This is a genomic window from Legionella gratiana (genome assembly GCF_001467695.1).
Classification (GTDB): Bacteria; Pseudomonadota; Gammaproteobacteria; order Legionellales; family Legionellaceae; genus Legionella; species Legionella gratiana.
In genome coordinates this window covers 1-16,012 of sequence record NZ_LNYE01000020.1, presented here as the reverse complement: position 1 = coordinate 16,012, position 16,012 = coordinate 1, and the positions used below count along the sequence as shown (strand labels likewise).

Here is a 16,012-nt window from a genome sequence, read left to right as displayed (position 1 = left end):
ATGAGCCATAATTTTAAACGTACAGACAGAGTTGCTGAAATGATTCAGCGAAAGTTGTCTCAGATTATTCCGAAAGAAGTTAAAGACCCACGACTAACTGGGTTTGTGACTATATCAGCAGTGAAGGTTGCTGCTGATTTGGGACATGCTAAAGTATATTTTACTGTGCTTAATGATGACCGAGAAATGGTTACATCTATTTTAAATGCAGCATCAAGCTATTTACGCAGTGCTTTAGCACGTAGTATTACCTTACGTACAGTACCTCAACTTCATTTTGTTTACGATGAATCAATAGAGTACGGACAACGACTGAGTCGCCTAATCGATAAAGTGGCTCCTCCAGATAATCATGAAAGTGACTAGTTCATCATCAACAACAATAATTAATGGAATTCTTTTACTTAATAAATCGCAAGGAATAACTTCTAACTATGCGCTACAAAAAGCAAAAAGATTATTTGGCGCTAAAAAAGCAGGGCATACTGGGAGTTTAGATCCTCTTGCTACTGGCATGTTACCCATCTGTTTTGGTGAGGCAACAAAAATATGTCAGTTTTTGCTTGAGGCAGATAAGTGTTATCAAACTACGGGTTTGCTAGGTATTAAAACGAATACTGCTGATGCAACAGGAGATGTAATTGCATGCGTTGATACTTTTACAATTTCTGAACAACAATTAGTCGAGGTATTAGAGCAACATAAGGGACTCATAAAGCAGGTTCCGTCCATGTTTTCTGCGTTAAAGCATCAGGGCACTCCGCTTTATTGCTTTGCGCGAAAAGGGATCAATATTGAGCGCACAGCTCGAGAAATTTTGATTAGCGAGTTAACGCTTGATAAATTTGATGGAACACAGTTTTCATTGACAGTAACTTGTAGTAAAGGGACTTATATCCGTAATCTTGTAGAAGATATTGGAGATGCCTTAGGCATAGGAGCGCATGTGACTCACTTGCATCGAGTGTATACAGCAGGTTTAAATGATATGCCTATGTATTCGCTTGATGAATTAGAGTCAATGTCTTTGACCGAAAGAAAAGCTTGTTTAATTCCTATAGATAGGGCTGTTGCCTATCTGGAGCAAGTGACACTTGTGGACGATGAAGTGATTACTATTCGTCAGGGTAGAACAATCACAAATAAAATAGGTGTTGAATTGGCTGATTGTGTTCGTCTTTATGACATGAGAGCACAATTTATTGGGTTAGGTGAACGAAGTCCTAACGGTACTATTAAGGCGAAACGACTGCTTTCTTTTTAAATTTTGTTCTTGTGTTGAAAGTATGAATCGAATTTTTTGCACAAAATTAATTTTCAGTACTTGTTTCATTGACTTGGCCTTGGTAGAATGTTCGCCTTTGAATGAATACATAGTAGTCCCAGGAGTGTATAATGTCGCTAAACAGCGCGGATAAAGCAGAAATTGTAAAGAAATACCAACGTTCTGATAAAGATACTGGTTCGCCTGAAGTTCAGGTTTCTATTATTACAAACCGTATCAAATATTTAACCGAACATTTTAAAGAACATAAAAAAGATTTTCATTCTCGACGTGGACTTCAAGAACTAGTCAATAAACGTCGTAAATTGTTAAAATATTTAAAGCGCAAAAATGAAGCTCGCTATCAAACATTAATTCAATCATTAGAATTGAGAGATTCTTATTGATTAGTGAGCAAAAACATTTCTTTAGAAATGTGTTCATAAAACAAAATACTTTAAATAAAGGCGCAATTTTCTGCGCCTTTTTTTCGTTATAATTACTTAATGAGGGAGCTTACGTGGCGAAGTTTACAAAAGAAATAGCATTTGGTGACCACACTCTTATATTAGAAACTGGTGAAGTAGCACGACAAGCTGATGGAGCAGTTCTTGCCAGTATGAATGGTACTCAAGTGTTAGCTACTGTAGTGGGTAAAAAAGATGGTGGTGAAGGAAATGGATTTTTTCCTCTGACAGTAAATTACCAGGAAAAGTTTTATGCAGTAGGAAAAATACCTGGGGGATTTAACAAACGGGAAGGAAGGCCTACTGATCATGAAACTTTAATTTCTAGACTCATTGATCGCCCAATTCGACCTCTATTTCCTGAAGGTTTTTGTAACGAAGTGCAAGTAATTGCTACAGTCCTGTCATTAAATCCTGAAGTGTCACCAGACATCGTGGCAATGGTGGCATCCTCTGCCGCTTTAGCTCTTTCTGGTGTTCCATTTAATGGGCCAATAGGTGCTGCACGTGTTGGTTACAAAGATGGTATTTATTTATTAAATCCAAGCCGCAAAGATTTAGAACAATCTAAATTAGATTTAGTCGTGGCTGGGACTAAAGATGCTATTTTGATGGTTGAATCAGAAGCAAAAGAATTGAGTGAAGACATTATGCGAGGAGCAATCATGTTCGGTCATGAAATGATGAAGAGCGTGATTAAAGGCATAGAGGAGCTGGCAACACAAGGAGGAAAAACTCGTTGGGATTGGGCTCCTCCTGAAGTAGATGTTAATTTGCAGTCACGTGTGGCTGATATGGTAAAACATCAAGTAGAAGCCGCTTATCTTATCAAAGATAAGCAAGAACGATATCAACGTTTGGCAGAATTAAAAGAACAGACAGTTACTGCTTTGCAGGCGGAAAATGAAGAGTTAAATGCAGATGTTATTGGTGCTATGTTCGTTGAGATCGAGAGTGCCACAGTACGTAATCGGATACTTGACGGAGAGCCGCGTATTGATGGTCGTGATCGTAAAACAGTGCGTCCAATTGCTATCCGTACAAAGCTTTTAGAAAGAACACATGGTTCTGTTTTATTTACTCGTGGTGAAACCCAAGCCATAGTTGTTGCTACTTTAGGGAATGAAAGGGATGCGCAAATGCTTGATAACATCGCTGGTGAAACAAAAGATCGATTTATGCTCCATTACAATTTTCCTCCTTATTCAGTTGGAGAAACGGGCATGATTGGTAGTCCTAAGCGTCGAGAAATCGGTCATGGTCGTTTAGCAAAACGTGCGATTATGGCAGTTTTGCCTGAGGCAAATGAATTTCCTTACGTACTCAGAGTCGTTTCAGAAATTACTGAATCTAATGGATCCAGCTCAATGGCTACAGTTTGTGGTACAAGTTTGGCGCTTATGGATGCAGGTGTACCACTCAAAGCACCTGTTGCTGGGGTTGCAATGGGTTTGATCAAAGAAGGTGATCGTTATGCAGTGCTCACAGATATATTAGGCGATGAAGATCATTTAGGTGATATGGATTTCAAGGTAGCAGGCACAGAACATGGCATTACTGCATTACAAATGGATATTAAAATTCAGGGGATTACCAATGAAATTATGGAACAAGCTTTAGATCAAGCTTTAGAGGGGCGTCTGCATATTCTTGGGGTAATGAATAATGCATTAGCAGAGCACAGAGAAGAGTTATCACAACATGCTCCTAGAATTAGCACCATGAAGGTTGCTGAAGATAAGATTCGTACGATCATCGGGAAAGGTGGTGCAACCATTAAAAGTCTCATTGATAGCACTGGTGTTTCTATAGATATAGATGATACAGGTATGGTGCAATTATTTTCACCTGATTTGAAAGCATTAGAAGAAGCACAAAAGCAAATTAAATCTTTAATTGCCGAAATTGAAGTGGGTCAAACTTACCAAGGTAAAGTGAGTAAGATAGTTGATTTTGGTGCGTTTATTAATCTCTTACCTGGAAAGGATGGGTTGCTTCACATTTCGCAAATTTGTAGTGATAGAACGCAAAAGGTGGACGCTGTTTTACAAGAAGGACAGGAGATAGAAGTTTTTGTTGCAGGTATTGATAAACAAGGTCGAGTGAAGCTCGAATGGAAAGATAAACCACAACAAAGTGAAGAAGCAGTGACTCTTGTTGAAGAAAGCAATCATGAGACATCAGCGGTAGAGAATCTTCATGAAGGGCATGAGGAAGAGTAGTTCTAGGCGCGCTCACCTCTTATGTGCACTGCAAGTCTGAACTTGAGGGCTCTTGGAAAAGAACACTCCAGAGGCCTCGCATATTGATGTATGCTCTACTGGCACTAAGTTAAGGCCCATACTTACTTTCCGTGGCATGCCCACAAGATCCAGAGATCTAATCCTAGCGTGAGATTTCTGGACCCGGGGGACAAACCTCGGAAGTCGATATGTGAAAAGTTTACTCAAAAAAAGCGATTAACTTAGTACCATTAATGAATGCTCCCGTTTGTTAACAAACGGGCTATATATAATCTTTTGTTCAAAGAAACTTGGGGAGATTTCGCTAAGATGTGCACTTCTTGGTGGGGAACGTAACCAAGTACTTTCGATGTTTTATTTTCCATGAATTAAAGTTAAAAACTCTGCTCTACTTGTTGGATTATTACGCATGTCACCAAGCATAACAGAAGTTGTCATTACAGAGTTTTGTTTTTCAACGCCACGCATCATCATACAAAGATGCTTTGCTTCAATAACTACGGCAACCCCACGTGCTCCAGTAATGGATTCAATACAACTTGCTATTTCTGTGGTTAAGCGTTCTTGAATTTGTAACCGTCTTGCATAATAATCAACGATACGTGCAATTTTAGATAAACCAATTACTTTTCCGTGAGGAAGATACCCAACATGGCATTTGCCAAGGAATGGCAGCAAATGGTGTTCACACATAGAATACATTTCTATTTCTTTTACTATAACCATTTCGCTCATATCTGATTCAAATAGAGCATCATTGATGATGTCTTCAAGATTTTCTTTATAGCCTTTAGTCAAATAATGCATCGCATTTGCAGCACGGGCTGGAGTATCTAACAATCCCTCACGAGTTACATCTTCACCAATTCGTTCTAATAGATCTTTATATAATTGTTCCATAGTAATTCCTAACCTGGCGGCCAAGTCATAGGACGTCCGCCCAGTAAATGTAAATGAATATGAAATACTGTTTGACCACCGTCAGAATTGATGTTAAGAACTAATCGATAACCTGAATCACTGATTCCTTCAGCTTGAGCAATTTTCTTTGCGCTTAACATCATTTTTCCCAACAGGGCTTGGTGTTCATCACTGGTATCATTCAGTGTAGAAACATGCTGCTTTGGTATTATTAGCACATGTTTAGGAGCTTGCGGGTTTAGATCACGAAACGCCATTATCTCATCATCTTCAAAAACTACTGATGCAGGGATTGCACTTTGTGCAATTTTGCAAAACAAGCAATTCATAAGCAATCTCATTTTAATTAAAATAGCCCATTATACATTGCTTACTTATATTACAACAGCTTATCTTTGCCTTTTGGGACGATTTTTCGCATAATAGCCGCCTTATGTACCTTTCACAAAGAATTTTAAGGCGTGAGAGTTTGTTTAATTTTTATTCGATTATTAAAGGGAGGGGGAGTCAATGAGTTTAATGAAAATTAGTAGTGGCCGGGATTTACCAAAAGAAATTAATGTGGTTATTGAAATTCCTATGCACAGTGAACCTGTAAAGTATGAAATGAATAAAGAATCCGGAGTATTATTTGTTGATCGTTTTTTAACAACACCCATGTTTTATCCCGCTAATTATGGTTATGTTCCGCAGACTTTATCGGAGGATGGAGATCCGGTAGATGTATTAGTTGTAACTCCAGTACCTTTAGTGGGCGGATCTGTGATTCCATGCCGAGCTGTAGGAATGTTGAGAATGACCGATGAATCTGGTATTGATGCGAAAATTCTGGCTGTCCCAACGAACAAGTTGACCAAAATTTATGAATCCATTCAATCTTATGAACAATTGCCGCAGCATTTATTGCGCTCAGTAGAACACTTTTTCAGTCATTACAAAGACTTAGAAGAAGGAAAATGGGTGAAACTTGATGGTTGGGTTGGTCCTGATGAGGCTTTTAAAGAAATTTTATCCAGCGTTGCGCGTTTTAATGAGAAAAAATAAGGTTGTAACGCAGGATGATCGGATATACGTATGCCTGCTCAGATGGAACAATTTTTAGTATTGTAGAGCGGCATCGAACTGATGCTAAAGCGTTTATGTATCTAGAAGAATTAGGCCTAATTTCACTCATCAACTGTTTCCAATTACCTAGCAACAAAGCCACTTTAACAAGATGTAATTGGGTGTGTTGACAATTGTCAACACACCCTAACCATTATTATTCAAATTTTTCATATCGTATATGAATACAATCAATTGTACAAATAATGATCTGCATGATTAAATATTGATGTTAAGGATGTTTTGGAGTAAAAAATGCAGCTCAAAAAAATTAGAGTATTAGAATATGAATATGGTTATGAAGAATTAATAATGAAAATTTTATATAACTCAAAAGAGCCTATGTTAATTAAAATAAAAAATTTCACCGATAAATTTTCTTTGGATTATTTTATTGAGCGTTTTAGTGGAAAAACAATATACAGTGTTTTTGAAAATAATATCCATGTTGACAATCAAAGCAATGAATTAAAAGAGGCGCTCATTGCAATAAAAGAAAATAAACCGTATCGAATTTTTTCCCAAATTTTCTCTAGAAATGAATCTGCAAAAATAGAATGCCACGTGCCGCTTTGGCAAAAATTTCCTTTAAGGCCAAGATTTTTTAATAAAGATTATAAGGTAGGATATTATTTTGGTGGAAATGGAGCTCATACAGAGATGCATTATGATCGAGAGCATTGTTGTAATCTTCATTTATGCTTAAGCGGAAAAAAAGAGTTATTATTATTCACCCAAGACCAAAGCGATAATATTTATAAACTTCCTTTCATAAGTAATAGCTTTATTGACTTTGGTCACCCTAAGGATTTTATCAGCAAAAAGTTTCCAAGAATAAATAAAGCTGAAGGATATCAAGTAGTTCTTGAGAAGGGTGATATGTTATTCATGCCAAGAAACTGTTGGCATTATACAACTTATCTTGAGCCTTCAACTTCTGCTACCTATGTTTTTTATCCAAATAAATTTTTTCATCTTTATGGGTATTTAACAGGACACTTCTTTTGTGGTTTTAAAGATCATTTTCGAATTTCGGAGTGGCCTTGGTTTAAGAAATTCAGTCAGAATTATGCTTTAGCAGCAGGATGGAAGAAAATATACTTTAAGATGATAGAAAAAGCATTATTTACTTTTATGTTTTTACCCATCAGTATTTATAATATGATTTCTAAATAACGTGAGTTTAGCAGTAGTTTTTCTAATAGAAGTCGACTGCTGCTATACGGCTGTCACGGCATGTAAATAAATGGAGATAATACAGTTGATAATGTAAGTTTGACTCGTTCTCACCCGCCAGGAAAATCATGCGCGTCAGTAGCGTCTGATTTGTGGGATAGAAAAAGCCATCAATAACCTAACTCGATTTTCCAGACTTACTCCTCATCTCGCTTTCTTGCAAACCATGTGTTACTTTATTTTCTGTTCTAAAAGCTTAAGGAAACTCGGTGGAACTTCAACTTTCTACTCTATTCATTCTATTATTATTTTTAATCTTATTGGCTGCTTTTTTTGCTGGTACTGAAATCGGAATGATGTCTATTAATCGGTACAAATTAAAACATCTAGTTAAGAAGGGAAATAAACAAGCCATTAGAGTGAATCAGATCCTCGCGCGTCCCGACCGATTACTAAGTGTTGTGTTAATCGGCAATACATTGGCTAATATTTTTGCCTCAACAATAGCAACTTTAATTGGTCAACGCCTTTATGGCGATGTAGGAATAGCTGTAGCTACAGCCTTATTAACATTAGTCATATTAGTGTTTTCTGAAATGATTCCTAAAACATTTGCGGCAATTCATCCTCAACAAGTTGCATTTGTTACGTCTCTGCCATTAAGAATTTTGCAATTGATTTTTGCTCCTTTAGTCTATGTGAGCAGTTTAATGTCTAATGGAGTTTTACGCATATTTCGTGTTTCAGTAGATAAAATGCAAAAGGAATTATTGACAGGTGAAGAGTTACGTTCTGTAGTGCATGAAGCAGGAGGATTATTACCTGTTGAGCATAAAAGTATGTTAATTAGTCTTTTAGATTTAGAAACAGCCACAGTAGAAGATATTATGATTCCTAAATCAGAGATTGTGGGGATCGATATCGAAAAACCTTGGTCAGAAATATTGGAGCAATTAGAGACTGCAAAGCATACCAGACTCCCCTTATATCGCGATTCAGTAGATGATTTAGTAGGAATGATTCACATGCGCGATGTATTAAATCTGGCCATAGAAGATAAATTAGATCTTAATACCTTATTGCATGCAGCAGATGAGCCTTATTATATTCCGGAAGCTACTCCATTAAATGTTCAGCTGTTAAATTTTAGGAAAATGAAAAAGCGCAGTTCTTTTGTAGTTGATGAATATGGAAATATTCAAGGATTAGTCACCATGGAAGATATTCTTGAAGAAATTGTAGGTGAGTTTACTACAGATGTAGCGGCATTAAGCCGAGACATCACTCCTCAAAATGATGGTTCCGTTATTGTGGATGGAGGTTTAACCTTACGCCATTTAAATCGATTAATGGGATGGCAATTACCGCATATTGGACCAAAAACGTTAAGTGGCTTAATTGTTGAATATCTTGGCTATATTCCTCCAGCAGAATCATGCTTAACCCTAGAAAATTATCGTATTGAAGTATTAAAAGTAGGTGATAATACGATTAAAAGTGTGAAGATGTTTAAAACAGGCAAAAAGCCGCAAATTGTTGACCTTTTTACAGCAAAAAAATGAGACATCAGTACACCTGTACGCTTTAAAAAGGTCAAGATTTTATATCGCTCTCTTTTAATGCTATGACTTGTGCAGTAAATATATAACCCCCATTGCGAATGGTTTTAATTAATGCTGGCTTTTTTGCATCGAGCTCTATTTTTTGACGAAGTCTGCTTATTTGGACATCAATTCTTCGATCAAAAGGATTCAGATCGCTATTTTTAGTAATTTGCAACAAAAGTTCTCGGTCTAAGACTCGTTGAGGTTGTTGAACAAAAGTCAGTAATAAATCGTATTCACCAGCACTTAATAATAACTCTTGGTGATCGTCACGAAAAACTTGCCTGGAAGCAGGATAAAGTCTCCAGTTGGAAAAAATAAGAACTTCTTTTTCATGCTCAATGTGTTGTTGTGCTCTTAAAACACGCCGATTAATAGCGCTAATCCGTGCATGAAGTTCTCTTGAATGAAGTGGTTTTACGATGAAATCATCAGCACCTGCTTCAAGGGACTTAATACATGCTTCTTCATCTACTGTATCATTAATTACTAATAAAGGAACTGGATAGTTTGTATAAAATTGATGGATCATCTGCGGCTCATTTTTTAACATCGAGCAATGAATTAGAATGGCAATAGGTATTCCTGATATATTTTGCATCGGATTAAATTGATTTTTTTGAACTATCTTTATATTAAATTGCGCAAAGTAATTTTTTAGATCTTCGCTGACCGGATCTTCATCGATAAATAGCAGATAGCTCGATTGTGGCATTCAATTCTCTAGATTTAGGCATGATATTTATACATAATTTTGGCAAGTTTATTGTCTACTTGCAATTATTTTCGATCCTATCGTAAGTTCGAGAAATCATTTTCTATTGAGAAGTTAATTTCTGTTTTTTTTCTTTTCTAAGAAAATTGTACGTAAGAATTTAATGATAAGCGCACCTAATTTTCTTTGTCTGCCCGATTGCGTGAGTGGGATGCCAATCTTTCTTGAGATTTTAGCTTTCAAAGCAGAAATACCAATAAGTCTTTTCCAGGAAAAGCCTCCACGATTCATTTTTTACTCCATTACACCATATTCAAAGCATATTATCCTAAATTCGGCACACGTAGTAGATTCAACTGCCGAATTTAGGATTATTCAAGAAAAAGCCGAGAAGTTCTACTTACTTGATACGGACTAACTGCCTTATCTAGGACTAGCATTTTCGAGTTAAGGCAAAGGCAAAAATAGTTTGTTTCCATAAAACTTATGAAGTTGTTGGTACATTTGAGAAGCTGGCGAGGTTTTTGCAAAGTTGCTTTTCAGATCATCATCCCATGCCCCTGTTGTGAGATTTTGAATAACGGGAATATAATTTTTATCGTCGGGGTAAAGAACGAGCACCCAATTATTTTTGATTATTCCATAGAGTTTTTGTTCCTCAAAATATTGAAGTTTGTTGGGCTTAATTTCAAGTTCGCCGGTTTCAGGATTTACCATATAAAATAAGTGCCCAATTTTTATGGACTTTTCTTTTGATAATTTCTGGTTAGGAAATATTCCGCTTTCGATAAAAAAAGTTCGGTTTGGTAATGCGTGGTTAGGATTAAGTACTGCAGGAAGTAAAGAAATTCCATCCATTTTTTGTTTGTTTTTGAGATGCAGAAAATCGAGAATGGTAGGTGATAGGTCAATTAACGCAACACGTGTATCAATTTTGTCATCTTTCGTAATTATTTGCCCATTTTTATAAATTCTGAACGCTAATACATTGTGATATTGTTTAGGACTTAATATATCAGAGCCATGACCGGCGCTTTTATTTAGATCAGTAGCAGTTTTCTCTTTGAGATACTCTGCAAATTTACTGGGAAGCGTGCCCTGATAATTAGAGTAATTGGTTAATCGAGAGTTGGGATGATAGAGCACTTCTCCATGATCGCTTAATACAATAAGGAGACAATTGTCCAAATAATGATGCTCTTGTAAGTACATAAAGAATGCTTCAAATTGTTGATCAACTTTCTTTAAAGATTGCTGATACAGAATATCTCTGTTCTCAAGGCTAAATTCATTATTGACTTGCTCGGGTAAGGAAGACGCCCATGCGTAAGGCCAGTGTGGAAGTGTGAAATGAACTCCCAGAAAAATAGGCATACTGCGTACCTCTGAGGAGAGGTCATGTTTTAATTTAGTCGTAAAAGTTTGTGGGTAATAAGAAAAAAAGCTAGCGCGACTACTGTAATTATACGGAAATAGCCAGGAGCTAATTCGAAAATTGATTAATAAATTAGAGAGTGGTAAGTCATTAGACGTTCCAAGAATAACATCATTAATTCCAATCTTAGGGCCAATTATGTCTTGAAACCCAAACTCCTTGTCAATGTTATTAAATCGTCTGTCATCGGTAGCATAAATAGTAGTATATCCTTGTTTTCTGAGTATCCAGGCAATGCTTGATTCACTTTTGACCATATCTTTGGCTACTAGATTTTCCTCTCCATGATGATGTTCTGCGTATAACCCAGTTAAAATACTAGACCATGCTGGATAAGTTCTTGCCAAGGGGCTGATTGAATCAGTAAATTGAGTACTTTGATTCACTAATTTAGAAAAAAAAGGCATGCTTTTAGAATTAACACTGTCTGGACTTAATGAGTCTATTCCTAATAGGATTATATTGGGTTTTTCACTGTACTGTGGGTGAATGGGTTGGCTATGAGTCAGGTTCAAAATTAAAGGAAGAATGGCAATAACTGCTAATGGATACAAACACTTTCGATAAAGGAGGCTGTTAATGATTAGAAAACCTAATCCTAATACCGAAATAACTAATACAACAAGCATAAATGATTCGGGTATAGGTGGTGAAAACAGTTTGCTAAATATACTCAGTGGAAAATAGTAACTATTAGCGCTCAGAATGGCGCAAACAGTGAGAGTCCAAATAATAATTATCCACTGCTGAGTAGAAAAATGATGCCAGGGACGTTTTAGTATGCCAATAAGCAGAAGCGTTTGAAAAAATGATAACAGTATATAAAGAGTAAGATGAATCATGAACGTTGCGATTAATTCTACCCAAATTTGTGCTGGAAGTTTTATCGCATTCACAAAACTGCTGTTATTGTTGTACACCAATGCTAATTGTAAAACAAAGAAACATAAATTGAATAAGAGGAAGTAAGTAAAATAAGACAATACGGCTTTTTTCATTGGCAATCTTAGTACGGCTATTTATATTTATATGTCAATTATAGATCTTAAAATGTAAAAAATAGGGTAAGTCTAGAAATTTTTTTCATTAGAGGTCGGTAGTAGGGCTATTAATATGCCAATTATAGATATAACCATCAACGCTATTAATATGCTTTAGTTGGCTTTGCAAAGGCTCCTTAGCAAATATTAATAAATGAAAAACTACATCTTGTTTGGTGCCGCCAAAATCTTCTTCATACCATTCATAGATCTTAGAGATTATGAGTTTCCCTTCGACAACATGTACTCCTCTAAGTGAGTTAATATAGGTTGTAGCTGCTTGATTTAATTGTTCTTCTAACTTATTTCCCTGATATGCTTTTCTACTTATGTTTGGAGCCCCGATGGTGGCATTATTTAAAGCATAATGAGTACGAGGTTCGTTCCAAATTGCTCTAATAATACGATTATTGATATCATCTAGAGTCAAAGGAGTGTTCTTTATGGTGATTAGATTAGCGCCCCAAGGACCAACGCTGAATAAACCCGGAGAAATATTAATTTCTTGAATGGTAGTAATAGGGTAATAGTTAGCGACAATTTGTACTGTTAAGGCATTATAAATATTAATCCAATAAGCGAGTTGTTCATTACGGTTGTAATTATCAATATTGATTTCTGACATGCTTTTTAAATAATCTTTTAATAAGTTTAAATCTATCTGAGTCATATGGTTATAATCAACAAGGTTGATGTTTTCTTCATTACTGACAATACGACGGTTTAGAAAAGTTTGCCAAAGTTGATGATCAATCACTTCATGTGATAATGGATTATTTACTTCCCACTTAGGCCATAAATTTTTTGAAAAAGATGCGTTTGCTAGACCTGTAAAGAGTAGCATCAATATAATAATAGATTTCTTTGGAAATTTTACTACAGAGGAATATCGCTTTATCGAGATGGCACTCGAATTTGCATGCGACTGCGTGTACACTTCGGTTTTGCGCTTCCTGTCTTCTCGCAGCAGTCTCTTTGTTGTGAGTTTCCGTAAGACTTCCATATACTTGTTACGACATACTGTTTTAAACATGAATTATTGCTCTGTTGCGAAGAGCGTTTCCTATAGTATTACCATCCAAAAACTCTAATTCTCCACCCGAAGGTATGCCATGCGCCAATTGAGTCATATTTACTGGCTGATCACGTAAAAGCTGATGAATAAAGTGAATGGTGGTTTGTCCTTCTACACTAGGACTCAACGCTAATATTACTTCTTTAATACTTTCTTGAACGATAAGCTTTTTAAGTTGCGGTAACCCTATGTCATCGGGTCCTAATCCATCAAGTGGAGAGATTTTTCCCATAAGGACGAAATATTTACCGTGGAAGGCATTGCTTTGTTCTATAGCGGATACATCAGCCGGACTTTCCACTACACAGAGAAGGGAGGCATCTCTATCTGGATTTTGACAGATAGCACAAAGGTTTTGTTCTGTATAATTAGCACAACGTTCGCAATGCTGTATTTGATTCATTGCTTGCTCTAAGCAAGAAGCAAGATGCAATCCTCGCTGTCTTTGATATTGGAGCAAGTGAAAAACCATGCGTTGGGCGGATTTTGGGCCTACGCCTGGAAGACAGCGGAGTGCTTCGACCAAGCGAGTTAAAATATCCATGCTTAGGGTTATTCCTTATCGCCCTTATCACCGCCCATTAAATCAGTAGGAATATTAAGGCCAGCAGTTAATTGACTGATTTTTTCTTTAGACGCTTTTTCAATTTTTCGTACGGCATCATTAATAGCTGCTGCCACTAAATCTTCGAGCATTTCTACATCCTCTTCCATCATGGATGGTTTTATTTTCACTTCAGTTGCATCATGTCGACCATTCATTTTAATCATCACCATGCCGCCGCCTGCTTCACCGCTAACAACTAATTGGCTTAATTGTTGTTGCGCTTCTTGCATGCGTTGTTGCATTTTTTGCGCTTCTTTCATTAGATTACCAAGATTTTGATTCATATCCATTTGTTAGGACCTCATAGGTTTAGGGTTAAATCGCATATATTACAAGTCATCTTTTAATGAGACAATAGAATTTTTGACCAATTCAGCTGAAAATTCTTGCTGAAGTTGCTGGAATACAGGATCATTAAGTAATGCACGCTCCGCATTTTTTTGTTTTTGTTGCATTATTTGTTCCTTTTGTTGGGCTGGGGAAGCTTGAACAGACCCATCACTGTTTAGAGTAATTTTGACCTGATGTTGATAATATTGACTTAATGCACGTTCAAGCCGAGTAAGTACTGTTGGTGTAAAAAGGGATTGATGTCCTTTAGCTACACGCAACAAGATTTCTCGACCTTCTTTTGCGATGAGTTCTGCGTTTTCAACCGCGTTCAGTGCTAAGCCCGTCAGTTTAAGATCTGAAATAATTCTTGGCCAGTCTTTAGTCTCTTGATGAATAGCGTGTGGACTGTTATCGCTATCTTTCATAGTTGGAGTAATAGCACTAGGTGCGTTCTCTTCTGCATGCATTTTAGGAGGACTTATAGTTGCTTGCACTTTTGGGGCAGACGGTTGTTGCAGAGGTAAGCTATTCTGATAGGAAGCTAAAGAAGGACGGGCCACTTTAGAAACAGGCCTAAAAGTTTGCATACGTAAAAGTGTCATGTTAAAACCAATAACTAATTCTGGGGCGAGATGTATTTCCTCTCGTCCCTTAAGTCCAATTTGATAAAATAATTGAGTATCTTCAGCTGAAATGTGATGAGCAAGATTTTGTATTTCTGAGGAAGGATTAATTAAAGGGTTGATGTCACCTACGTTTTGGTAGATCGCTATTTGATGAAGATAATTCAGAAGCTCATCCAGGACATATTGGAATTGCCCTCCTTCAAGAGAAATTTGGTGACTGATTTTTAATAACAGAGACGCATTTTGATCTGCCAAGGCGTGAAGTAATTGCAGGGCATAATCCTGTTGAGTATAGCCTAAGAGCATTTTAACATCACGTGCATTTAATTGAGTAGCGCAGCCAGCAATGGCTTGATCTAAAAGACTTAGTGCATCACGCATGCTGCCACGGGCTGCTTGAGCTAATATGTCAACAGCTTGTATTTCAAAATCGAATCGCTCTTCTCTAAGAATGAGTTGTAACTGCTGACCAATCAATTCAGAAGTTAAATGCTTCAAATTAAACTGTAAGCAACGCGATAAGACAGTAATTGGTAATTTTTGTGGATCAGTGGTCGCTAAAATAAATTTAACATGTGCTGGTGGTTCTTCTAGTGTTTTGAGCAGTGCATTAAAACTATGTTGCGATAGCATATGTACTTCGTCAATTAAATAAATTTTGAAGCGGCCACTAGTGGGAAGGTATTGTACGTTATCCAGTAAATCACGCGTGTCTTCAACACGCGTTTTTGATGCACCATCAATTTCAATCAGATCAATAAAGCGACCTTGTTCAATGGCGCAGCATGTGTCGCATTGCAAACAGGGTTTAGAGCTAATACCTTGTTCACAATTGAGTGATTTTGCTAAAATCCTCGCAATACTTGTTTTTCCTACACCACGTGTTCCTGTAAAAAGATAGGCATGGTGTAAACGCTGTTGATTGAGTGCATTGATTAATGCGCTTTTAATATGATCTTGTCCAACGAGCTCAGAAAAAGTACGTGGTCTCCATTTGCGGGCAAGTGCCAGATAGCTCATATTATGTTTTCGTACGTTGGGTGGCAGCTCTAAGAGCCACACTTCGGCGCTCGAATCAATCGCTACCGCTGCTCCCTTCCGGGCCTGACGGGGTTCACGATCTATCGCCGCGAAGGGACCAATAGAGCCACCATAGTTGAATTGCGGAGATTAGCAAAAAAAAAGAGGAATAGCCAGACCTGCAAAAAATTAATTTAAGACCAAAGATTGCATTTTTAACATCATGTCTTACATTAATATATGTTGTCTCAATTGAAAATTAAAAAGATTAATCAAGATATTTTATAAAAAAATGCAGAAAGTGTTTGACACTGAGAGTGAAATGAGTAGAATACGCAGCACACCTTGAGGGTGAGTTCATTAAGAAGAGAGAAGACAAACT

The 16,012-nt window shown here is 36.9% G+C and carries 16 protein-coding genes and 1 other RNA gene; 7 read left to right on the top strand and 10 right to left on the bottom strand.

Annotated features, from left to right (window positions below; translation table 11 throughout):
* From rbfA to pnp, 4 genes are all read left to right on the top strand, one after another.
* A complete protein-coding gene (gene rbfA, locus Lgra_RS04900) occupies positions 1–366 on the top strand; it encodes a 30S ribosome-binding factor RbfA (RefSeq protein WP_058498161.1) in 366 nt (121 codons plus the stop codon).
* A complete protein-coding gene (truB, locus tag Lgra_RS04895) occupies positions 353–1,264 on the top strand; it encodes a tRNA pseudouridine(55) synthase TruB (RefSeq protein WP_058498160.1) in 912 nt (303 codons plus the stop codon). Before rbfA ends, truB begins: the two co-directional genes overlap by 14 nt.
* Before the next feature lie 131 nt (positions 1,265–1,395).
* Complete coding sequence (gene rpsO, locus Lgra_RS04890; RefSeq protein WP_058498159.1) at positions 1,396–1,671, top strand: 30S ribosomal protein S15; 276 nt, start codon at positions 1,396–1,398, stop codon at positions 1,669–1,671.
* A gap of 113 nt (positions 1,672–1,784) precedes the next feature.
* On the top strand, positions 1,785–3,953 hold the full coding sequence (gene pnp / locus Lgra_RS04885) for a polyribonucleotide nucleotidyltransferase (RefSeq protein ID WP_058498158.1): 2,169 nt from the start codon (positions 1,785–1,787) through the stop codon (positions 3,951–3,953).
* Between the two features lie 375 nt (positions 3,954–4,328).
* Here pnp and folE read toward each other — a convergent pair whose 3' ends face one another.
* A complete protein-coding gene (gene folE, locus Lgra_RS04880) occupies positions 4,329–4,874 on the bottom strand; it encodes a GTP cyclohydrolase I FolE (RefSeq protein ID WP_058498157.1) in 546 nt (181 codons plus the stop codon).
* A gap of 8 nt (positions 4,875–4,882) precedes the next feature.
* Positions 4,883–5,224 carry a histidine triad nucleotide-binding protein gene (locus tag Lgra_RS04875; RefSeq protein WP_058498156.1) on the bottom strand — a complete coding sequence of 114 codons (342 nt, stop codon included), beginning with the start codon at positions 5,222–5,224 and terminating at the stop codon, positions 4,883–4,885.
* Between the two features lie 181 nt (positions 5,225–5,405).
* Between Lgra_RS04875 and ppa the strand changes: the two genes are divergently transcribed.
* From ppa to Lgra_RS04860, 3 genes are all read left to right on the top strand, one after another.
* On the top strand, positions 5,406–5,939 hold the full coding sequence (gene ppa / locus Lgra_RS04870) for an inorganic diphosphatase (RefSeq protein WP_058498155.1): 534 nt from the start codon (positions 5,406–5,408) through the stop codon (positions 5,937–5,939).
* A gap of 315 nt (positions 5,940–6,254) precedes the next feature.
* Positions 6,255–7,175 carry a cupin-like domain-containing protein gene (locus Lgra_RS04865; RefSeq protein WP_058498154.1) on the top strand — a complete coding sequence of 307 codons (921 nt, stop codon included), beginning with the start codon at positions 6,255–6,257 and terminating at the stop codon, positions 7,173–7,175.
* Positions 7,176–7,444: 269 nt separating this feature from the next.
* Positions 7,445–8,737 (top strand): HlyC/CorC family transporter, encoded by a 1,293-nt coding sequence (locus Lgra_RS04860; RefSeq protein ID WP_058498153.1) that lies wholly within the window; start codon positions 7,445–7,447, stop codon positions 8,735–8,737.
* Positions 8,738–8,768: 31 nt separating this feature from the next.
* Here Lgra_RS04860 and Lgra_RS04855 read toward each other — a convergent pair whose 3' ends face one another.
* The 8 genes from Lgra_RS04855 to ffs all read right to left on the bottom strand — a co-directional run bounded on the left by Lgra_RS04855 (position 8,769) and on the right by ffs (position 15,754).
* Complete coding sequence (locus Lgra_RS04855; RefSeq protein WP_058498152.1) at positions 8,769–9,494, bottom strand: winged helix-turn-helix domain-containing protein; 726 nt, start codon at positions 9,492–9,494, stop codon at positions 8,769–8,771.
* A gap of 114 nt (positions 9,495–9,608) precedes the next feature.
* Positions 9,609–9,785: a hypothetical protein gene (locus Lgra_RS17975; RefSeq protein ID WP_165482865.1), complete on the bottom strand. Its 177-nt coding sequence runs from the start codon at positions 9,783–9,785 to the stop codon at positions 9,609–9,611.
* A 156-nt stretch (positions 9,786–9,941) separates the two neighbouring features.
* Positions 9,942–11,927 carry a sulfatase-like hydrolase/transferase gene (locus Lgra_RS04850; RefSeq protein WP_058498151.1) on the bottom strand — a complete coding sequence of 662 codons (1,986 nt, stop codon included), beginning with the start codon at positions 11,925–11,927 and terminating at the stop codon, positions 9,942–9,944.
* Positions 11,928–12,015: 88 nt separating this feature from the next.
* Positions 12,016–12,813 carry a DUF547 domain-containing protein gene (locus tag Lgra_RS04845; protein WP_058498150.1) on the bottom strand — a complete coding sequence of 266 codons (798 nt, stop codon included), beginning with the start codon at positions 12,811–12,813 and terminating at the stop codon, positions 12,016–12,018.
* Between the two features lie 181 nt (positions 12,814–12,994).
* Entirely contained in the window at positions 12,995–13,588 is a 594-nt protein-coding gene (recR, locus tag Lgra_RS04840; protein ID WP_058498149.1) for a recombination mediator RecR, read from the bottom strand.
* Between the two features lie 8 nt (positions 13,589–13,596).
* Positions 13,597–13,941: a YbaB/EbfC family nucleoid-associated protein gene (locus Lgra_RS04835; protein ID WP_058498148.1), complete on the bottom strand. Its 345-nt coding sequence runs from the start codon at positions 13,939–13,941 to the stop codon at positions 13,597–13,599.
* A 39-nt stretch (positions 13,942–13,980) separates the two neighbouring features.
* Entirely contained in the window at positions 13,981–15,630 is a 1,650-nt protein-coding gene (dnaX, locus tag Lgra_RS04830) for a DNA polymerase III subunit gamma/tau (protein ID WP_058498147.1), read from the bottom strand.
* A gap of 27 nt (positions 15,631–15,657) precedes the next feature.
* Positions 15,658–15,754, bottom strand: an RNA gene (gene ffs, locus Lgra_RS17210) — signal recognition particle sRNA small type.
* Positions 15,755–16,012 lie beyond the last annotated feature (258 nt).